Source organism: Bradyrhizobium sp. Crot121 (genome assembly GCF_059512385.1).
This window is the reverse complement of record NZ_JCAMOR010000024.1, coordinates 69,931-89,655: the sequence shown is the minus strand read 5'-3', so window position 1 is coordinate 89,655 and position 19,725 is coordinate 69,931. Positions and strand designations below refer to the sequence as shown.

The 19,725-nt window shown below is 61.9% G+C and carries 16 protein-coding genes; 5 read left to right on the top strand and 11 right to left on the bottom strand.

The genetic code is table 11. The features are described 5' to 3' along the window. Positions 1-28 precede the first annotated feature (28 nt). Positions 29-1,486: a glycosyltransferase gene (locus AC5ZGW_RS21760; protein WP_245474540.1), complete on the top strand. Its 1,458-nt coding sequence runs from the start codon at positions 29-31 to the stop codon at positions 1,484-1,486. Between the two features lie 15 nt (positions 1,487-1,501). Here the strand turns inward: AC5ZGW_RS21760 and AC5ZGW_RS21755 are convergent, their stop codons facing one another. Then, on the bottom strand, positions 1,502-3,067 hold the full coding sequence (locus AC5ZGW_RS21755) for an MATE family efflux transporter (protein WP_130223580.1): 1,566 nt from the start codon (positions 3,065-3,067) through the stop codon (positions 1,502-1,504). Between the two features lie 322 nt (positions 3,068-3,389). On the opposite strand from AC5ZGW_RS21755, the gene AC5ZGW_RS21750 reads away from it, so the two are divergent. Continuing rightward, complete coding sequence (locus AC5ZGW_RS21750) at positions 3,390-4,583, top strand: CaiB/BaiF CoA transferase family protein (protein ID WP_130223582.1); 1,194 nt, start codon at positions 3,390-3,392, stop codon at positions 4,581-4,583. Between the two features lie 4 nt (positions 4,584-4,587). Here AC5ZGW_RS21750 and AC5ZGW_RS21745 read toward each other — a convergent pair whose 3' ends face one another. The 4 genes from AC5ZGW_RS21745 to AC5ZGW_RS21730 all read right to left on the bottom strand — a co-directional run bounded on the left by AC5ZGW_RS21745 (position 4,588) and on the right by AC5ZGW_RS21730 (position 8,703). Then, entirely contained in the window at positions 4,588-6,099 is a 1,512-nt protein-coding gene (locus AC5ZGW_RS21745) for a tripartite tricarboxylate transporter permease (RefSeq protein ID WP_130223584.1), read from the bottom strand. A gap of 22 nt (positions 6,100-6,121) precedes the next feature. Further along, positions 6,122-6,664, bottom strand: coding sequence for a tripartite tricarboxylate transporter TctB family protein (locus AC5ZGW_RS21740; protein WP_130223586.1), 543 nt, complete (start codon positions 6,662-6,664; stop codon positions 6,122-6,124). A 69-nt stretch (positions 6,665-6,733) separates the two neighbouring features. Then, a complete protein-coding gene (mtnA, locus tag AC5ZGW_RS21735) occupies positions 6,734-7,831 on the bottom strand; it encodes an S-methyl-5-thioribose-1-phosphate isomerase (RefSeq protein ID WP_130223588.1) in 1,098 nt (365 codons plus the stop codon). Beyond that, a complete protein-coding gene (locus AC5ZGW_RS21730; protein ID WP_130223590.1) occupies positions 7,828-8,703 on the bottom strand; it encodes an S-methyl-5'-thioadenosine phosphorylase in 876 nt (291 codons plus the stop codon). The genes mtnA and AC5ZGW_RS21730 overlap by 4 nt, the downstream gene beginning before the upstream one ends. Before the next feature lie 100 nt (positions 8,704-8,803). On the opposite strand from AC5ZGW_RS21730, the gene AC5ZGW_RS21725 reads away from it, so the two are divergent. Next, positions 8,804-9,445, top strand: a complete 642-nt coding sequence (locus AC5ZGW_RS21725) for a class II aldolase/adducin family protein (protein ID WP_130223592.1) — start codon at positions 8,804-8,806, stop codon at positions 9,443-9,445. 31 nt (positions 9,446-9,476) lie between these two features. Here the strand turns inward: AC5ZGW_RS21725 and AC5ZGW_RS21720 are convergent, their stop codons facing one another. The 3 genes from AC5ZGW_RS21720 to AC5ZGW_RS21710 all read right to left on the bottom strand — a co-directional run bounded on the left by AC5ZGW_RS21720 (position 9,477) and on the right by AC5ZGW_RS21710 (position 12,723). Further along, positions 9,477-10,418 (bottom strand): Bug family tripartite tricarboxylate transporter substrate binding protein, encoded by a 942-nt coding sequence (locus AC5ZGW_RS21720; RefSeq protein WP_051334756.1) that lies wholly within the window; start codon positions 10,416-10,418, stop codon positions 9,477-9,479. A gap of 276 nt (positions 10,419-10,694) precedes the next feature. Next, positions 10,695-11,492 carry an enoyl-CoA hydratase/isomerase family protein gene (locus tag AC5ZGW_RS21715; protein WP_130223594.1) on the bottom strand — a complete coding sequence of 266 codons (798 nt, stop codon included), beginning with the start codon at positions 11,490-11,492 and terminating at the stop codon, positions 10,695-10,697. A gap of 31 nt (positions 11,493-11,523) precedes the next feature. Then, positions 11,524-12,723 carry a pyridoxal-phosphate-dependent aminotransferase family protein gene (locus tag AC5ZGW_RS21710; protein ID WP_130223596.1) on the bottom strand — a complete coding sequence of 400 codons (1,200 nt, stop codon included), beginning with the start codon at positions 12,721-12,723 and terminating at the stop codon, positions 11,524-11,526. A 178-nt stretch (positions 12,724-12,901) separates the two neighbouring features. Here AC5ZGW_RS21710 and AC5ZGW_RS21705 point away from each other — a divergent pair, with 178 nt between their 5' ends. Together AC5ZGW_RS21705 and AC5ZGW_RS21700 are read left to right on the top strand one after the other, a co-directional pair. Further along, on the top strand, positions 12,902-15,901 hold the full coding sequence (locus tag AC5ZGW_RS21705) for an FAD-binding and (Fe-S)-binding domain-containing protein (protein WP_130223598.1): 3,000 nt from the start codon (positions 12,902-12,904) through the stop codon (positions 15,899-15,901). Beyond that, positions 15,894-16,322: a GlcG/HbpS family heme-binding protein gene (locus tag AC5ZGW_RS21700; protein ID WP_130223600.1), complete on the top strand. Its 429-nt coding sequence runs from the start codon at positions 15,894-15,896 to the stop codon at positions 16,320-16,322. The genes AC5ZGW_RS21705 and AC5ZGW_RS21700 overlap by 8 nt, the downstream gene beginning before the upstream one ends. A 46-nt stretch (positions 16,323-16,368) precedes the next feature. Here AC5ZGW_RS21700 and AC5ZGW_RS21695 read toward each other — a convergent pair whose 3' ends face one another. The 3 genes from AC5ZGW_RS21695 to AC5ZGW_RS21685 form a co-directional block, all read right to left on the bottom strand. Continuing rightward, on the bottom strand, positions 16,369-17,151 hold the full coding sequence (locus AC5ZGW_RS21695; RefSeq protein ID WP_130223602.1) for an enoyl-CoA hydratase/isomerase family protein: 783 nt from the start codon (positions 17,149-17,151) through the stop codon (positions 16,369-16,371). A gap of 68 nt (positions 17,152-17,219) precedes the next feature. Next, positions 17,220-19,316, bottom strand: coding sequence for a molybdopterin oxidoreductase family protein (locus AC5ZGW_RS21690; RefSeq protein ID WP_130223604.1), 2,097 nt, complete (start codon positions 19,314-19,316; stop codon positions 17,220-17,222). Between the two features lie 98 nt (positions 19,317-19,414). Continuing rightward, positions 19,415-19,684, bottom strand: a complete 270-nt coding sequence (locus AC5ZGW_RS21685; RefSeq protein WP_130223606.1) for a hypothetical protein — start codon at positions 19,682-19,684, stop codon at positions 19,415-19,417. Positions 19,685-19,725: the final 41 nt, after the last annotated feature.

The following is a 19,725-nucleotide window of genomic DNA, read 5'->3' as shown; positions in this document are numbered from 1 at the left end:
GCTTCCAGCAAGGGCTTAGCGACATCACGTGGCTGCGCGGCTCGGCAAAAACAGCCGGTATAGACGTGACCGTGTTCACCACATCGACGATCCATCGGATCGACGAAGCACACCACCTCCGCTACTGGTTTCCGTTCGAGGTCGAGGCGCTTCTCGGCGCGACCGGTTTCGAACCAATCGGTCACTATGCGTGGCTGTCGACGACCAGCCCGCCGAACTCGCGAGACTGGGCGGCTTATTCCATCGCCAGAAAAAAGACGGTTCAACCGTGAGGCAGTTTCACGTTGGCGTCGTGCTGGAGTTGCCGCTCGAGGTTGGCGGCGGCTTCCAGCAAGGGCTTAGCGATATCACATGGCTGCGCGGCTGGGCGAAGACGGCCGACATTGGTGTGACCGTCTTCACTACTCAGCCGAACAATATCGCCATCCTGGCTGAACTCGGCATCGAGGCCAAGCTGTTGCGGATTGGCTGGTTCGACCGGTTGTTCCTGTTCCTGAAATACTGCGGATGGTTCGACCTCCTGCAGTACGCGTTGCGTCTGTGTCCGCCCTTTGAAAAGCGGCTGATCCGGGAGCATGTCGACATCGTCTATTTCCTGACGACGTCGAACTGGCAACTCGTGCTCTACAAGCTGCCCTTCATCGTCACGATATTCGACGGTTGCCACCGCGATTCGCCGGAATTCGACGAGGCGCGCGAATTCGCCGAGTTCGAACGCCGCGAAATCGTCTTTCGCAGCGCCAGCACCAAGGCAGCTTTGGTCGTCGCCAACGCCGAGGAGGTAATTGACGCGCTATGCCGTCGTTATGCGATGGAACAGGATCGTGCGGTTTGTATCCCGTTTTCGCCATCGCCTTATGTGACACGGTCGAGTGAGGCTGGCGAGCAAACGGATGCGGACGGCGCGATCTTGCGCAAGTACGGGCTTGAGCCCGGCTATCTCTTCTACCCCGCCCAGTTCTGGTCTCATAAAAATCACGCAACCATCCTGCTGGCGATGAGTTTGCTGCAGAAGCACGGGGTACAGACAACGCTGGTGCTATGTGGATCGGATCGCGGTTCGCGTAGCGCAATCGAAGCCTTAGCCGCGCAACTCGGCCTTGGCGACCGCGTGCGTATCCTCGGCTTTGTTCCCTCTATCGAACTCGGCCCGCTCTATCGCAACGCAGCGGCGCTGGTGATGGCAAGCTACTTCGGTCCGACCAATCTGCCGCCGCTCGAAGCCTGGTCGGTCGGTACGCCCGTGATCTATCCCGAAGCCTTCAAGGCGCAAGCCGGCGATGCCGCCATCCTGTTCGACTACGACAATCCCGCTTCGCTGGCGGAAGCCATCGTCAAGGCCAGCCTACCCGAGGAACGTGCCCGGCTCGCCACCGCGGGCAAAGAGAGGCTCGAATATTTTGCGCGCCAGATTGACGACGGACATCGCGAGTTCGCGCAGCACCTTCTGAGACTGCGGTACCGCCGCTACCCTCGGATCTATTGAGGACCGCGGACGATCCTATCGGGGGATCGTCGCGATTATCTTTTCGCGGATATTTCCGATCAGCAACGGGATCGCCGCCACTCCTGCAACCACCAGCCAGATCGCACATTCCGCGAAGAAGCCCTGCATGCCGGTCCAGGATATCATGGAGCGGATCATAATTCCCAACCCCCAGCCTGCGATTATCGTCGCACCCATTACCCCCGCCAGAAACGCCAGGTGACGGAACGGATGCATGAGCGTTTGACGCATGATGACAAGCGTCAAGAGACCGAACTGAACCAGGAGATCGCTCGCCACGATCGCGGCCGCCGCGCCGAGCGGGCCCAGTTGAGGGATCAGCAGCAGCGATAGCACCAGAAAGACAATGAGCTGCAGCCCCTTGCTGCGTACAAGAAGATCGGCCCGGTTGCTGTAATTGGCATAGCTTAACGCCAAGATCGCCGGCGCGGCCACGCTGGTGCCGATCAGCATCGTCTTTGCCAGCAACGGATCGTAGGGAATGGCGCCGCGGGTCCAGAGCACGAAGAAATCAGGCCAGAACGGCAACAGTCCCGACACGACCGCACTGGCGAGCACCGCCACAAATACCGAACCGCGGGCGTAGAGCGCGCGCAACCGTTCGGTCGCACCAACAGCATAGTCGTGGCCGAGTTCAGCAGCCAGCGGAAGAGTTACCTGCAGGCAGAGCGCCCGCAATAGCCCAGCCGCAACGCGGATCAATCCCCATTGTGCGACAGCGACGCGATCGGCTACCAGCGCGCTGACCAGGAGCACCGGGAGGTTCATCAGCGCCAGCTCGGTCGCGCCAGCGATTCCGAACGGCGCCGCCTTGCGTAGCTGACCGACCATCCAGCGCATGGGACGTCTGCCCCGCGCCTTGCGCAGGAATGGATGCAAGCGCGGCGCATCGATGGTGATCAGATAGACCGCAATCAATATCTGCATCGCGACATAGGCGAACGTGACGGCAAACAAGCTCGCTGTCACGACAATAGCAACCAACTGCGCGACCTGTCCGATCAGCGTTCCGAAGCTCTGCAACCAGACAGCGCGGCCGTACAGGCCCCGCGCCCGATAGAGTGCCGACACCAGACCCGCCGGAAGCGTGAGCAGCATACCCGCCGTCATCGCCACAAAGGCAGCATCGAAATTCTCGATCGCCTCGAACCGGAACACCGTGGACGGCGAAACAGCCAGCGCCGCTGCCAGCACCAGACCGACGAGCAGGACGCTAAGCCAGAGGTAGAGCCGCATTATCGCAGCATAGAATGTCGTGGTGCGGCCGTCGCAATCAACGCTGGACTTGAATGAGAAGAAGCGATTGATGGCACGAAGCTGCAGGCCGGCATCAGCAACCAGCACAAGATTGCCGATCGCATAGATGACAAACCAGGCGGCCAGCTCCTCGCCGTTCCAGAAATGCAGAAAGACAGGAACCAGCGCGACCTGCTGGATGATCCCGAGCACCATCTGGAAAATGCTGGCGGACCAACCCGCAAGCAGCCGTCGTGCCCGGGTCGGGGGCGAAATGCCCGCGGGGACGTTCTCTCTGCCGCGCGCGTTTGGCTCTTCGATCAAGTCCGGGGACCCCTTTGGCGTACAGAGGGGGGCTAGCAGCAACCCGATGGGATGTCGATACTTGGCCCTCGCGCCAAAACATGCGGCTAGCGGCCTCTCATGGACCACAGAGGCCACTGGCGCGGAGCAGCCACCCGAATATGAAAAGCGCACCCGGCCTTGCGGGGTGTCCCAAAACAGATCCCGGCCGCCTTCCCTTACGATCCCCGCCAAGCCACTCAAAACATCAAGTCCGCCATGCCGTTGCTGGCGGGAGGCAGACCTTGCCGGGAGGTTGTCCGGCGCTATTGTAGCGCCGCCGTTCTATCCGGAGCTCCCCGTAATGCCCGTCCCGCATGCATCGCAAGCCCTGTCCCGATTCACAGTTCTCGACCTCACCCGCGTCCGCTCCGGCCCCACCTGTGTGCGGCAGCTCGCGGACTGGGGTGCCAATGTCATCAAGATCGATGCATTGACGGAGGACGCCGGCGGCGAGCAACCGGGCGGCCCACGGCATGGCTCGGACTTCCAGAACCTGCACCGCAACAAGCGCGCGATGACGCTCAATCTCAAGGATCCGAAAGGCCTCGAAGTATTCAAGCGGCTAGCCGAACAGGCTGACGTTGTGGTTGAGAATTTCCGGCCTGATGTCAAAGCCAAACTCGGCATCGACTACGAGAGTCTCCGCCAGATCAATCCGCGCATTGTCTATGGCAGCATCTCCGGCTTCGGCCAGGACGGGCCCTACCATAAACGCCCGGGGTTCGATCAGATCGCGCAGGGCATGGGCGGATTGATGTCAGTGACCGGCGCGCCCGGCGGCGGCCCAATGCGGGTCGGTATTCCCGTTGCCGACCTCGCCGCCGGCCTGTTCTGTGCGATCGGCATCCTCACGGCGCTCCTGGAACGCGACGTATCGGGTGAGGGTCAATGGGTACAAACGTCGCTGTTGCAGGCGCAGATCTTTATGCTGGATTTCCAGGCCGCGCGCTGGCTGATGGAAAAGGAAGTGGCGCAGCAGGCCGGGAACAACCACCCGACGTCGATCCCCACCGGCGTGTTCAAGACGTCGGATGGTTACATCAACATCGCCACGACAGGCGGACGCATCTGGGAACGCTGCGCACAGGCGATCGGGGCGCCCGAACTCATCACCGATCCCGACTATGCCACGGCGCCGGCACGCTCCAAGAACCGCGACGCGCTCAATGCGAGGATCAACGAGTTGACGCAGAAGAAGTCCACCGAGACCTGGGTCAACGAGCTGAACGCAGCCGGCGTGCCCTGCGGCCCTATCTATTCCATCGACCAGATGTTCGAGGATGCGCAAGTGAAATATCTCGGCATCGCCCAGGACGTGCCGAACGCAGAGAACCGCCACATCCGACTGGTGGGCCAACCGGTGACGCTGTCACGGACGCCAAGCACCATGGCGGCGCGCCCGCCGGAATTCGGCGAGCAGACCGACGAAGTGCTGGCGGAGTTCGGCTTCAGCAAGGATGAGATCGCCGAGCTCAGGCAGCGCAAAGTCGTGTGAGGCTTTACGCCTTCGCCGGCCGCAGCCGGCGAGTGGCGCCGCTAAGCGCCATGTCGATCAAGGGCCAGAACAACAGGACGATTGCGAGCGTCGTGATCGAACCGACGAGCCCGTTCGACCAGAACACCTTCATATCGCCGCCGGAGCCGATCATCGATAGCCGGAAGGCATCCTCCGCACGGTTGCCCAGCACAAGCGCGAGCGTGAACGGCGCCAAGGGAATGCCGATCTTCTTGAAGACGTAACCGACCACGCCAAAGCCCAGCATCAGCCAGATATCGAACATCGCATTCTGGATCGCGTAAGCGCCGATCGCACAGGACACCACGATCATCGGTGCAACCGCCGCAAACGGCACGCGCAGGATCGAGGCGAAGATCGGCACTGTCGTCAGCACCAGGACCAGGCCAACGACGTTGCCGAGATACATCGAGGCAATCAGGCCCCAAACGAAATCCTTGTGCTCGACGAACAAGAGCGGCCCAGGATTAAGTCCCCATACCATCAAGCCGCCGAGCAGGATGGCGGCGGTTCCAGATCCGGGAATTCCGAGCGCAAGCATCGGAAGCAGCGCTGAGGTGCCGGACGCATGCGCCGCCGTCTCCGGCGCAAATACGCCCTCGATACGCCCTTTGCCAAAACTGTCCTGATCCTTGGCAAAGCGTTTGGCGAGATTGTAGCCCATGAACGAGGCGGCGATCGCGCCGCCCGGCGTGATTCCAAGCCAGCAACCGATGAAGGATGAACGCACCAGCGTCACCCAGTATTTCGGTAGATCTTTCCAGACCGACAGCACCACGCGCAGGCTGATGCCGGCAGCATGGCCGCGCAGCGCCAGACGCTCTTCCATTGTCAGCAGGATTTCGCTGATGCCGAACAGGCCGATGACCGCGACCAGGAAGTTGATGCCGCGGAGCAGCTCGGTAGAGCCAAAGGTCATGCGGAGCTGGCCGGACACGGTGTCCATGCCGACGCCGGCAAGCAGAAGACCAAGTGACATCGAGATGACGGTCTTGTGCTTGGCCTCGCGGCCAAGGCCGACGAAGGAGCAGAAGGTCAGCAGATAGACCGCGAAGAATTCCGGCGGCCCGAACTTCAGCGCGAATGACGAGATCATCGGCGCCAGGAATGTGATCAGGAGCACCGCGACCAGCGAGCCGATGAAGGACGAGGTGAAAGCAGCCGTCAGCGCTTCCGCCGCCCTGCCCTGCTGCGCCATCGGATAGCCGTCAAACGTGGTCGCAACAGACCAAGCTTCGCCGGGAATATTGAACAGAATCGAGGTAATGGCGCCGCCGAACAGCGCCCCCCAGTAGATGCAGGATAGCATCACGATGGCCGAGGTCGGGTCCATCGTGAACGTCAACGGCAACAGGATCGCCACGCCATTCGGCCCACCAAGCCCCGGCAGTACGCCGACGAAAATGCCGAGCACGAGCCCGACCATCATCAGTAACAGCGTTTTCCAGGTGAGGAGAACGACGAAGCCGTGAAGGAGCAGGCCAAAAGCTTCCATGACTGAAAGTCCCGCCGATCGATTAGTAGCCAAGGGCCGCTTCGAGCGGTCCCTTCGGCATGATGACGTCGAAGGCGATGTCAAACGTCACGAACATCGCGGCGGTGAAGATGAAAGCGGTGAGCAGAGACTTCCACGCCGCGATCTTGCCGACAAAGCGCATGAAGCCAGCGATCAAGAGGAAGCTCGCAACATAGAGCCCAAGGAATTGCGTGGCGAGACAGAACAAGACCGTCGGCACGAACACCGCCATGACCCGGCGAAGCTGTGCCCGTGTCACAAAGATCTCGGAAGCTTCCTTGCGCGAGAAGATCGCTGCAAGCAGCCCGTAGAGGCTGGCGCCGCCAAGAACGATCGAAAGGTAGAACGGGAAGTAGCCCGGCTCGGGGCCGGTCGCATCCCAGGCCGCGCCCGTGCGCCAATTATCCCATCCGAGCGTGACGGCAAGCGCGAGCAACACGAGCGACACGACAGCGTCCACGACGCGATTGCTGGTCACCGCGGGTGAATTAGCTTCCGGCGCAGTCGGATCGTCGACGACGATTTCGATATCGGTGTTGGACATGGAGGCAGACGGTTCGGACGGGCGCACCAGGGTGGATACGTGCTGCCGCAACCGGCGTCAATCTAGCGCTCAACGCCTGCCGGTCCGCTCCGGGAACGCGCTCGCAAGTGCAGCATGATCGGGCCGGACCACGCCGCGTTCGGTGATCAAACCAGTCACCAGGCGCGCCGGCGTGACGTCAAAGCCGTAATTAGCGATCGGCGAGCCCTCGGGGACCACACGCACCATCTCAATTCGTCCATCCGCCGTACGCCCACTCATATGCGTCACTTCGCTTGCTGCACGCTGTTCGATCGGAATTTCCCGGCCATCATTGATACTAAAGTCGATAGTCGGCGACGGCAGTGCAACATAGAATGGCACGCTGTTGTCGCGCGCGGCGAGCGCCTTCAGGTAGGTACCGATCTTGTTGCAGACATCGCCATTGGCTGCGACCCGGTCGGTTCCAACGATCGCCAGATCGACCATGCCGTGCTGCATCAGATGGCCCCCCGTGTTGTCGGGAATGATGGTGTGGGGGACGCCATGGTGGCCGAGTTCCCAGGCGGTGAGTGAGGCCCCCTGATTGCGCGGACGCGTTTCGTCGACCCAGACATGAACGCTGAGTCCCATGTCATGAGCCCGGTAGATCGGTGCCGTCGCCGTCCCCCAATCGACGGTAGCCAGCCAGCCCGCGTTGCAGTGCGTTAAAATGTTGATGGTGCCGCCGGCTTTCTTGGCAGCGATCGCCTCGATGACTTCGAGGCCGTGGCTGCCGATCGCCTGGTTGATCCCGACGTCCTCATCGGCTATCTCGGCGGCACGCTTATATGCCGCCTCCCTGCGCACGGAGGGCGCCAGCGGACGAAGCACAGCCGCCATCTCGTCGAGCGCCCATTTCAGATTGATGGCCGTCGGCCGGGTCGCGATCAGCAGCTTGTATGCGCGATCGAGCGCCACGTCGGACGGATCAGCGTGCATGGCCAACGCCATGCCGTAAGCGGCGGTAGCACCGATAAGCGGCGCACCGCGGACTAGCATGGTTTGGATTGCGTCCGCAGCCTCCTCCGCACTCGTCAGGCTCGCGATGACAAACTCATGCGGCAGCCGCCGCTGATCGATAGCCCCGACGGACCAGCCGTCGGGCTCGAGCCAAATGCTGCGGAAATGCCGGCCATCGACTTTCATGAACGCAGGATCCGCGCTGCTACCGCGTCGAGCTTCCTGAGCAGTTCCGGATCGCGCGCCTCGGGCGCCGTGATCAGCGCGGTCTCGAGCGCGCGGTCGGAGCCGATCGGGCACGGCTCATGCTCGCGCGGAAAATCCTTTGCCAGGCGCGCCACCAGCGCCTTGGCTTTCTCGGCATTTGAACTAAGCACGCGAATGATGTCTTGCACGGTCACCGCATCGTGATCCGGATGCCAGCAATCGAAGTCGGTCACCATCGCGACGCTCGCGTAGCAAATCTCCGCTTCGCGAGCGAGCTTCGCCTCAGGCATATTGGTCATGCCTATCACCGCGTAGCCGAGTTCCTTGTACGTCAGACTTTCGGCAAGGCTCGAAAACTGCGGACCTTCCATGCACAGATAGGTGCCGCCGCGGGCGAAGGGAATGCCTTCGGCTTCTGCGGCGGCCGCCAGATGAATGCGCAAGCGCGGCGATACCGGATGCGCCATCGAGACATGAGCGACGCAGCCTTTGCCGAAGAACGAGCTTTCGCGCTTGTAGGTGCGGTCGACGAACTGATCGATGATCACGAAAGTGCCAGGCGGCAATTCTTCCTTGAACGATCCGCAGGCCGACAGCGACACCAAGTCGGTAACCCCCGCCCGCTTCAGCACATCGATATTGGCCCGGTAGTTGATGTCGGAGGGGGACAGGCGGTGCCCCTTGTCGTGCCGCGGCAGGAACACGATCGGCAGGCCGGCAATGGTGCCAAAGCGGAGCGGCGCGGAAGGCTCGCCCCAGGGACTCCTGATCGCCTCCTCGCGGACGTTTTCAAGACCCGGCAAGTCGTAGATGCCGGATCCGCCGATAATGCCTAGCACGGCGCTGGTCATGGCCTCTCCCGATCAGACTTTCGAAATAACGTTCGACTATACTGCGACGCAATAATCAAGCATTGTCGAGGGGCCGTAAACGGCGTTTGGTAGGTTAACCATGAACGACAAGGAAAAACGCCAATCCATCATCGATGCCTGCCTGCGCATGAATGCGCTCGGCATCAACCAGGGCACTTCGGGCAACATCAGCCTGCGGCATGAGGCCGGCCTGCTGATCACTCCGACCAGCGTCTCCTATGAGACGATGCGGCCCGAGCAGATCGTCTATATGGGTCTCGACGGCTCATTTGATCCGGCGCAGCGGCCATCGAGCGAATGGCGCTTCCACCTGGACATCCTGCGCGCTCGCCCGGACATAAACGCCGTGGTTCACGCCCACCCGACCTATTGCACGATCCTCGCCATCATGGGTCTGGAGATCCCGCCGATCCACTACATGGTCGCCTGCGCCGGCGGCGACACGATCCGCTGTGCGCCCTACGCCACATTCGGAACGCAGGAACTTTCGGCGCATGCGGTCAAGGCGCTCGATGGAAGGCTGGCCTGCCTCCTCGAACATCACGGCATGATCGCCGTCGGGCCATCGCTGGCAAAGGCCATGTGGCTGGCGGTCGAGGTCGAAACGCTGGCGCGGCAGTACCACGGCTGTCTGCAGATCGGGAAGCCGCGTCTGCTGCCGACCGAAGAGATCGAAAATGTGCGTGTCCGCATGGCCGGCTACGGCCACGCGGATAAATGAGACCGGGGAATCCGACTGCCGCCGTGACGCATTACTTGGCGACGAAGCCCGCTTCGTTCATCAGCGAAGCGTTGAGCTTGTCGTCTTCCTCCAGGAACTGCACCATGTCCTTGCCGGTGAGGAAGATCGGCTTCAGCGCCTGCTTTTCCATATAATCCTTATATTCCGGCGTTTGCGTTACCTTCTGAAACAGGTCGACATAGAATGCCTGCTGCTCGGCCGTAACCTTGCCCGGCAGGAACATCGCCCGCAGCATCAGGTATTGGACGTCGAGCCCCTCTTCCTTGCAGGTCGGGATGTCATTCCAGGATTGCGTTTCGGTGACCTTGGTCTTGTAGGAGATGCGCTCCTTGTCGAACACGCAAAGCGCGCGCACCTGGCCGGCGCGCCAGACTTCCAGATTCTCAGATGGATTGTTGACGTTGGCTTCGGTGTGATTCCCGACCAATTGCGTCGCCGCCTCTCCGCCAGACTTGTAGGGCAGATAGGAGAATTTCGCGCCGGTCTTCTGCTCCATGAACACGGTGAGCACGTGATCCTCGCGCTTGGAGCCGGTGCCGCCCATCTTGAACGGCGAGGATGCAGCCTTCGCTGCCGCAATGAACTCCTTCACCGTCTTTGGACCCGATGCGTTGTCCCACAAAACGAACTGATCCATTGCGACCACCGATACCGGAGTGAGGTCACGCCAGTTGAACGGAATTTTCGCCGACAGCGGCAGCATGTAAATCAGGGAATAGGCGATCAGCACCTTGTTTGGATCACCCTCGCTCGATTTCATGTACATCAGCGCTTCGGCACCCGATGCGCCGCCCTTGAGCGAAACCACCATCGGCTGCTTCATCAGATTGTTCTTCTGGATCGCTGCCTGCATCATGCGCGCCATCTGGTCGGAGGCGCCGCCGGCTCCGGCAGCGACGACGATCTCGACGGGTTTGGTCGGCTCCCAAGCGGCAAGTGCCGGCGCGGTCATAAGAACGGCCGCCAGGGCGGTCGCGGCTCCTGCAAAATGTCTCACGTCTCTTCCCTATGTCTTTATTTAGATTGGCACATCAGGGGCGTGCCTGCATCGCCATTCTGCGGACTGGGAACGCGAAGTTCAAGCCGCGAACGACCACATTGCTACTGACTTTGGGATGAGATTGTAAGAGCGACGCAAAGAATTCGGCCCTCTCCGCGAGCCCGTCCACGCGACGTCGGCTCGCGGCAGCGTCCGCCCAGCGTCGATCTCACGGAAAGACGATGATACCTACTTGCCCTTCCAGTTCGGCGTGCGCTTGTTGAGGAAGGCGTCCATGCCCTCTCGAAAATCCTCACTCATATAGGCGCGCAGGATCAGATCCTCGCCCTCATCACGCGACAGCGTGCGGCGGATGCGACGCACCGCCTCCTTCGTCACTTCGAGCGTGATCGGCGCGTGGCTCGCAATGAGCTTTGCGGTCTCGTCGGCGCGGCGCTGCAAGGTCGCGACGTCGGGCACGACTTCATTGAGCAAGCCGAGCGCCAGCGCTTCCGGCGCCTCGACCAGGCGAGCCTTGAAAATCATATCCTTGGTGCGCGCCGGACCGACCAGCGCGACGATGCGCGAAATATTCGACATCGACAGGCAATTGCCGAGCGTACGTGCGATTGGAAATCCGATCCGCGTCGCTTCGGTACCGATCCGGATGTCGCAGCAGGCCGCGATCCCGGCGCCGCCGCCCGTGCAGGCTCCGGCAATCGCCGCGATGACAGGCACCCGGCACTGCTCGAGAGCGCCGAGCACACGGTCGATCCGCGCTTCATAGTCAAGTGCGTCCTGCGCGGTCTTGAAGGCGCGGAATTGCGAGATGTCGGTACCGGAGGCAAAAGCCTTGTCACCGGCACCGGTCAGGATCAGCGCCTTGATCGAGCGGTCCTCGTTGATGCTCTCGCAGATCGAGGCCATCTGCTCGTACATCGCGAAGGTCAGCGCGTTACGCGCCTGCGGCCGGTTGAAAATGATCTTGGCGATCCCCTCCTCGACGGAATAGATCAGGTCTTCGCTGGGAGTGACTGGGGCGTTCATGGCGACCTCTTTCTCTCGTTGTCGGAGCGGCTCAGGCGACCGCGGCCTTCGGCATCGGCAAGACGTCGCGCCCCTTGAGCACCTCCATCGCCGCCAACACTCCACCGCTCCGGTGCGGCACCTTGGCCAGGTCCAGCCCCATCTCGACGCCCGACAGCGTGCCCATCAGCATCAGGTCATTGAAGTGCCCGATATGGCCGATCCGGAAAACCTTGCCTTTGATCTTGTTCAGGCCGGTCCCGAGCGACATGTCGAAATTTTCCAGCACCACCTTGCGGAAATTGTCGGCGTCATGGCCTTCCGGCATCACCACACCGGTCAGGGCCGGCGAATGCGCTTGGGGATCCTGGCACTGGGTCTCCAGCCCCCACACCTTCATCGCCGCGCGCGTTGCCGCACTGTGGCGCTTGTGGCGGGCGAAGACATTTTCGAGGCCCTCCTCTTCGAGCATCTTCACTGCCTCTCTCAGGCCCATCAGCAAGTTGGTCGCCGGCGTATAAGGCCAAGTGCCCACCTTGTTGATGGCGATGACCTCCTGCCAGTCCCAGTAGGAGCGCATCGCCGGGTTGGCCTTGGCCACCGCCAGCGCCTTCTCCGAAACGGCGTTGAAGCCGAGGCCCGGCGGCAGCATTAATCCCTTCTGGGAACCCGCGACCGACACGTCGATGCCCCAGGCGTCATGCTCATATTCAAGCGAACCGAGGCCGGAGATGGTATCGACCATCAAGAGTGCCGGATGGTTGATCCGATCCATGATCTTGCGGACCTCGAGGGGGTACGTAACACATCCGGTCGAGGTCTCGTTGTGGACGATCATGACGGCCTTGATCTTGTGCTGGCGGTCGGCGGATAGCCGCGCCTCAATCTGCTCGAGATCGGCCCCGTGGCGCCAGTCGCCGGGAACGAAGTCGATGTCGAGTTTGAATTTGTCAGCAATGCCGCGCCACAACACGGCGAACTGACCGGTCTCGCACATCAACACCTTGTCACCGGGGGCGAGCGTATTGACGATTGCGGCCTCCCAGGCGCCCGTCCCGGAGGACGGATAGATAATCACCGGCTGCGTGGTCCGGAATACCCGCTGCATGGCCGCCAGCACCGCATGGCCGAGCTCAGCAAATTCGGGACCGCGGTGGTCCAGGGTCGGCATGTCCATGGCGCGCAGAACCCGATCCGGCACGTTGGTCGGTCCCGGAATCTGCAGAAAATGCCGTCCAGTATGCAGGGTCATGAGGCGTCCTTCCCGGTCTAGCTTGGCGTCGCGAGCCGCTCGAATATCACCATTTTGCGGGCTTGTCCCTCGCGCAGCAGTGCCCATCAATGCATAAGAAGCAGGGCTCCGCCTTGCCAAGCCGGTCGCTGGGAGGCAAGAGAATGGTGCAATGCACGAGAACCGACCGGCGGCGGCAATGAAAGCCGAACAGACCCAAAAAACGGCTGACAGCAGCGCGCTCGCTACGAGCCTGGCCCGCGAGATCACGGGCGATGTGCTTTTCGACGCCTTCAGCCGCGGACGCTATGCGACCGACGCTTCGTTCTACCAGATCGTGCCCGAGGGCGTGGTGGTTCCCCGAACCATGGACGAGGCGCTACGGGCGCTGACAATCGCGCGCGACGCCGGTCGGATCGTGACTCCCCGTGGAGGCGGCACCTCGCAATGCGGCCAAACGGTTAACCACGGCGTTGTGATCGATTTTTCGCGCCACCTGAATAAAATCCTATCGTTGGACGTGGAGAACCGGACCTGCGTGGTCGAGCCGGGCATCGTGCTGGACGATCTCAATCGCCAGCTCAGAAAGCATGGGCTGTGGTTTCCGGTCGACGTCTCCACTGCCTCACGCGCTACCATTGGCGGCATGGCGGGCAATAATTCCTGCGGTGGGCGCTCGCTGCGCTACGGCACCATGCGCGACAATACGCTGTCGATCGACGCCGCGCTTGCCGACGGCACACTCCTGCATTTCGGCGAAGCGCCGCGGGACCTCGCGCAGGTGAATTCACCCGACAGCGGGCTTGCACTGTTTCGCGACATGCTCGATCTCGGCGAGCGCGAAGCGGCCGAGATCGCGGACAGATTCCCGAAGGTGCAACGCCGGGTCGGCGGCTATAATCTCGATGCGCTGGTGCCGCGCAATGCGCCGAACAACTTGGCGCATTTGCTGGTTGGCTCCGAAGGTACCCTTGCTTTCACCACCAAGGTCGAGCTGAAGCTGTGGCCGACGATCCGCAACAAGGTGCTGGGCGTCTGCCATTTTGGCAGCTTCTATGAGGCGATGGATGCGGCCCAGCATCTGGTCAAGCTGCGACCGATCGCAGTCGAACTGGTCGACCGCACCATGATCGCACTCGGCCGCGATATCGCGATGTTCAAAGCGGTCATTGCCGCGGCCGTGCGCGGCGATCCCGATGCGATCCTGGTCGTGGAGTTTGCCGAGGAGGACCAAGCTGAAAATCTCGCGCGCCTGAAGCAACTCGGCGAGTTGATGGGAGGTCTCGGCTTCGGCTGGGACAAGCCGCCGCGCAAATGGGGCGGCGTAGTCGAGATCGTCGAACCCGCCTTGCAGGGCGCTATCGCCGACTTCCGCGCCGCCGGCCTCAACGTCATGATGTCGATGAAGCAGGAGGGCAAGCCGGTCTCCTTCGTCGAGGATTGCGCGGTGCCGTTGCCGCATCTCGCTGACTACACTGACCGGCTCAACGCCGTTTTCGCCAGGCACGGCACCAGCGGCACGATGTACGCCCACGCCTCCGAAGGCTGTCTGCATGTCCGCCCTGTGCTTAACCTCAAGCTCGAAAAGGACGTCAAGGCGATGCGCGCCATCGCCGAAGAGGCGTTTGCCTTGGTGCGTGAATACAAGGGCTCGCATTCCGGCGAGCATGGCGACGGTCTGGTCCGGTCGGAATTTCACGAGACGATGTTCGGCGCGCGCATTGTCGCCGATTTCAGGGAGATCAAACAACGGTTCGATCCGAGCGGTGTGCTGAACCCCGGCAAGATCGTCGATCCGCCAAGGATGGATGACCGTTGGTTGTTTCGCTACTCGCCCCAATACAAGGTCAATGACCTGAAGACCGTACTCGACTGGTCGGCCTATCCCGGCGCCGGCGGCGGTTTCCAGGGCGCCGTCGAGATGTGCAACAATAACGGCGCGTGCCGGAAGCTCGAGGGCGGCGTGATGTGCCCATCTTATCGGGCGACACGCAACGAGAGGGATGTCACGCGAGGACGCGCCAACACGTTGCGGCTTGCCATTTCCGGGCAACTCGGACCTGATGCGCTTTCGTCAGACGAGATGATGGAGACCCTGAAACTCTGCGTCTCCTGCAAGGCCTGTCGGCATGAGTGTCCGACCGGGGTCGACATGGCCAAGATGAAGATTGAGGTGTTGGCTGCGCGAGCGGCGAAGCACGGGTTCTCGCCACGCGACCGGCTGGTTGGCTATTTGCCCCGCTATGCGGATCTGGCCTCGCGCTTCGCGCCGCTAGCCAACTGGCGCAACAGCAGCCGCGCGTTACGAGCGCTGTTCGAGAGGTTCGCGAGCATCAGTTCTAAGCGATCGCTGCCGGCATTCCGGCGCGATGTCTTCAAGACGGAAGTGGAAGTCTTTGGTCCGGAAGAAGGCCATGAAGTGGTTCTGTTCGCCGATACCTTCAACCGCACCTATGAGCGCGAAAATCTCGATGCCGCGCTGCGTGTGCTGGTGGAGGGGGGCTACCGCGTTCACGTTCCGAGGCCGATCGATCGCGCTCGACCACTTTGCTGCGGACGCACATTCCTCTCGGCTGGCATGGTGGATCAGGCTCGCATCGAATTGGACCGGCTGGTCACCACATACGCGCCTTTCGCAGCGCGGGGAGTGCCGATCGTCGGTCTCGAACCGAGCTGCCTCCTGACGCTGCGCGACGAACTGATCTCATTGCGTTCCGACGAAATCGCAAGAAGCATCAGCGCCCATGCGCTGCTCTTTGAGGAGTTCCTGGTGCGCGAAGCAGAGGCTGGCCGTTTGCGGCTGCCGCTTGGCGCCATTGCCGACAAAGCCCTGGTGCACGGCCATTGCCATCAGAAATCGTTCGGCGCGTTCAAACCTGTCGAAAAGGTGCTGCGCCTTGTCCCGGACCTGACTGTCGAAAGCATCGAGTCGAGCTGTTGTGGCATGGCCGGCGCGTTCGGCTATGGCGCCGACACCTACCGAGCCTCGATCGATATGGCCGAACTCTCCCTCCTTCCCGCAGTGCGCCGCGCCGACGATGCGACGCTGATCGTTGCTGACGGCACCTCGTGCCGACACCAGATCAGGGATGGCACCACACGTTCCCCGCTCCATGTCGCGCGCGTGCTGGCCATGAGCCTGGACCGCGCGAAATCCGAAGGTCACTCTACCCCCGTAAAGGAACCCCTCCATGACTGAGCTTACGCTTGACGTTGCCCGAAAGATCCTTGACGCCGCGCTTGCTGAGGCGGTCGAGAAAAAGCTCAAGCCGCTTGTCGTCACCATCCTCGACGCGCGCGGCGCGGTCAAACTGACCGCCGCGCAGGACGGGACCAGCCTGATGCGCGCCGAGATCGCGCATGGCAAGGCCTATGGCGCGCTGGCGCTCGGCATGGGGTCACGGGCGTTGTTTCAGCGCGCGCAGGAGCAGGCCTATTTCGTCGGCGCGGTGAATGCGCTGGCGCAGGGCCGCCTGGTGCCGGTGCCCGGCGGCGTACTCGTTCTGGATGGCACCACGCTGCTGGGTGCCGTTGGCGTCAGCGGCGATACTTCGGATAACGATGAGATCTGCGCGATCGCCGGCATCGAAGCAGCCGGACTCAAGGCGAATCCGGGATAGTCGCAAAAGGCGCGACGAGAGCAGATTTCCTTATCCTGGATCGGCCCTATCGCCCGGGCCAGGATGGTTTGCGCTTCTCGCTGAACGCCTTGAGGCCTTCCTTGGCATCCTCGGTCATCGCCAACAACGCGATCTGGCTCTCGGTATAGGCGATGCTCTCGTCGAACGACATCGAGGCTATCGCGCGCATGGCATATTTGCCGCGCCGGATTGCGGTCGGCGACTTGTCGACGATGCGGTTGATCAACCACTCGACCTTCGCGTCCAGCTCGGCCGCCGGCACCACATAATTCAGCAGCCCTGCGGCCTGCGCGGCCTTGGCGTCAAAGGGCTCGCCGGTCAGCGCCCATTCGTTGACCAGGCGAGGCGGCGCCATCGACTGCAATAGGCTCATCACCTGCATCGGGAAGACGCCGACCTTTACCTCCGGAAGGCCGAAGATGACGTGATCGGCGGCCACGGCCATATCGGTCATACATAGCAGGCCCATGCCGCCGGCCATGCACACGCCGCCTACGCGCGCGATCGCGGGTTTGGTCGAATTTTGCGAGAGCCGCAGCAGATCGGCGTAGTCGACGTTCGGTTTGGAATAATCCATCGAGAAGGCGGCGCCGCTGTTCTGCAGGTCGGCCCCCGCGCAAAAGGCCTTGTCGCCCGCTCCTGTCAGCACGATGACGCGGACAGCGCTGTCATCATGAGCGTCGCGGTAGCCTCTTGCGATGCCCGCGATCACGTCACCATTGAGCGCATTGCGCTTGTCCGGTCGGTTGATCGTGATCCAGAAGGCCTGGCCTCGCTTCTCCAGGATCACGCTGCTGGTCTCGGTCATCTGGCCCACCTGTTCTTGCCGTTTCCGGCAACCATTTGCGGCAGGTGGCGGCCGACTGCAAGAGCGATTTAGGCTGAGACCCGAGCCTTCCGGACCCAAACCTTGTTGTCGTGGAACGCGGCGCCGCCGACAGGGGCGACCGTCTCGGCGCCCGTCAGCGTATTGATGCCGCGGCCACCAATATGGGCCTTATTCGGGTGGATGGATTCGGCGATCAGCACGCCGCGACGCACGCCGTCAAACAGCTTCGCCGTTAGCGTCGTTTCGCCGCGCATGTTGCCGAGCGTCACCGCATCGCCGTCGGCAATCGAAAGAGCGGCCGCGTCGTCCGGATGGATCATCACCGTTGGCTTACCCTCACGGGCCCGGGATCCCGGCGTCTCATTGAAGCTGGTGTTGAGGTAGCTCCGTGACGGCGAGGTTGCCAGCCGGAACGGATGCTGCTCATCGGCCTCTTCAATAATGGTCCAATGGTCGGGTAGCGACGGCATCTGATCCCACGGCCCTAAACCGGCGATCCCGAAAGGCGGATGCGCCCAATCGGCCTTGAAGTGGAACTTCTTGTCCGCATGTGCAAAGCCGTCGAGGTAGTGCGAGGTCCGGAAATCTGGCTGGATGTCACGCCACAAATTCGCCTCAAGCCTCTCGATATCGCCATGACCGCTCTTCTTCAGCGTCACGTCGATCAATTCACGCGGTGACATCTCAAAGCCGGGATGGACTGCATTGAGGCGGCGCCCGAGTGCCTGAATCACTTGATGGTTGCTGCGGCATTCGGCCGGAGGCTCGATCAGCTTGGGTCCAACTGAAATGTGCTGGTGACCGCCGCCGTAATAGAGATCGTCGTGCTCCATGAACATCGTCGCGGGCAGGACGATATCGGCCATGGCTGCGGTCTCGGTCATGAACTGCTCATGGACCGCCACGAACAGGTCCTCCCGAGCAAACCCTTCGCGCACCAAGGTCTGCTCCGGCGCCACCGTCACCGGATTGGTGTTCTGGATCAGCATCGCCTTGACCGGCGGTCCGCCCTTCAAGGCCTCGGCGTCGCCGGTCAGGATACGTCCAATCCTCGATTGATCGAGCCAACGCGTGGTGCGGTCGATCGCATCATGTCCCTCGATGACGGATTCGTTGAATTTCCAGATCGCGGCATTGTTGAAAAATGCGCCGCCGCCTTCATATTGCCAGGCGCCAGTCACCGCCGGGATGCAGAGCGCCGCGTGCATTTGCGCCGCACCATTTCGGCTTCGTGTGAAGCCGTAGCCCAGGCGGAAGAACGAGCGTTTGATTTGGCCGACCAGGCGGGCGAAAGCCTCGATCTCCTCCACCGGCACGCCTGATATCGAGGAAGCCCATTCGGGCGTCCTGGTGGCGAGATGTGCTTCCAGTTCATCCGGGCAATCCGTATAGCGATCCATGTAGGCGCGATCTGCGTAGCCTTCGCGAAACAGCGCATGCATGACGCCGCAGGCGAAAGCAGCGTCGGTGCCGGGCCGCAGGATGATCTTCACGTCAGCCTGTTTCACCGTGTCATTGTTGTAGATATCGATCGCGGCAATCTTGGCGCCCCGCTCCTTCCGAGCGCGCATCGCGTGCGTCATGACGTTGACCTGGGTGTTCACCGGGTTGGTTCCCCAGATCACGACGAGGTCGGAGACGCCCATTTCACGCGGATCAACGCCGGCGATCTTGCCGGTGCCAACCGAAAATCCGACGCGCGCGATATTCGCGCAAATCGTGGAATAGAAGCGGGAGTATTTCTTGACATGCGCCAGGCGATTGATGCCGTCGCGCATCACGAGCCCCATGGTGCCGGCGTAGTAGTAGGGCCAGATCGACTCGGCCCCGAATTCGCGTTCGGCCGCATCGAAGCGCGCGACGATCTCGTCTAACGCCTCGTCCCAGGAAATGCGGTCAAACTGGCCGGAGCCCTTCGGCCCGGTTCGCCGCATCGGGTAGAGGAGCCGCTCGGGATGATGGATACGCTCGGCATAACGCGCAACCTTGGCGCAGACGACACCTGCTGTATAGGTCTGCAACTTTGAGCCGCGGACCCGTCCAATCGAGCGGCCCTCGATCACTTCGATGTCGAGCGCACAGGCCGACGGACAATCGTGCGGACAGGTTGAATGGCGAATGTCGATCTTGGCGCGCTCGTTCATGCCAAATAGGTAACATCAAATTCCAGCGCCGCCGAGGGGGATTGTCGGGAATTTGCGTGCGAAACAGGGCATAAGCCGGGTTCCGCCGAGCAGCGACATCAATCGCCGGGGAGCGTGCGGATTCGACTCGCCGGGAGAGCAAGTCGTGTCGGTCGGGGAGCGTCCGGTATGATGTCTGGGCCGACGAAGTCTGGGCCGACAGGCTCGGCCTGCGCCGTGTCCGAAACCCAATTTATAGCCGACGGATGACTAACCACCATGCCGATCAGGGCGATGACGATGAGCAACGGCAAAGCAATGAGCTTGATGCTCCAGCTTTGATAGATGTTCTGGTCGTCGTCAGGGGGCTGGTCGAATGAGTCGTGCATGGATCTCTCCACATTGCGGTCCCTGACGTCGGGTTACCGCA

Bases quoted from the DNA above. Each gene is read 5' to 3' on its own strand.
- AC5ZGW_RS21750 (WP_130223582.1), top strand. From the start codon at position 3,390: ATGCCCGTCCCGCATGCATCGCAAGCCCTGTCCCGATTCACAGTTCTC.
- AC5ZGW_RS21710 (WP_130223596.1), bottom strand. From the start codon at position 12,723: ATGACCCTGCATACTGGACGGCATTTTCTGCAGATTCCGGGACCGACC.
- AC5ZGW_RS21705 (WP_130223598.1), top strand. From the start codon at position 12,902: ATGAAAGCCGAACAGACCCAAAAAACGGCTGACAGCAGCGCGCTCGCT.
- AC5ZGW_RS21690 (WP_130223604.1), bottom strand. From the start codon at position 19,316: ATGAACGAGCGCGCCAAGATCGACATTCGCCATTCAACCTGTCCGCAC.
- AC5ZGW_RS21725 (WP_130223592.1), top strand. From the start codon at position 8,804: ATGAACGACAAGGAAAAACGCCAATCCATCATCGATGCCTGCCTGCGC.
- AC5ZGW_RS21740 (WP_130223586.1), bottom strand. From the start codon at position 6,664: ATGTCCAACACCGATATCGAAATCGTCGTCGACGATCCGACTGCGCCG.
- mtnA (WP_130223588.1), bottom strand. From the start codon at position 7,831: ATGAAAGTCGATGGCCGGCATTTCCGCAGCATTTGGCTCGAGCCCGAC.
- AC5ZGW_RS21685 (WP_130223606.1), bottom strand. From the start codon at position 19,684: ATGCACGACTCATTCGACCAGCCCCCTGACGACGACCAGAACATCTAT.
- AC5ZGW_RS21720 (WP_051334756.1), bottom strand. From the start codon at position 10,418: ATGACCGCGCCGGCACTTGCCGCTTGGGAGCCGACCAAACCCGTCGAG.
- AC5ZGW_RS21715 (WP_130223594.1), bottom strand. From the start codon at position 11,492: ATGAACGCCCCAGTCACTCCCAGCGAAGACCTGATCTATTCCGTCGAG.
- AC5ZGW_RS21745 (WP_130223584.1), bottom strand. From the start codon at position 6,099: ATGGAAGCTTTTGGCCTGCTCCTTCACGGCTTCGTCGTTCTCCTCACC.
- AC5ZGW_RS21700 (WP_130223600.1), top strand. From the start codon at position 15,894: ATGACTGAGCTTACGCTTGACGTTGCCCGAAAGATCCTTGACGCCGCG.
- AC5ZGW_RS21730 (WP_130223590.1), bottom strand. From the start codon at position 8,703: ATGACCAGCGCCGTGCTAGGCATTATCGGCGGATCCGGCATCTACGAC.
- AC5ZGW_RS21695 (WP_130223602.1), bottom strand. From the start codon at position 17,151: ATGACCGAGACCAGCAGCGTGATCCTGGAGAAGCGAGGCCAGGCCTTC.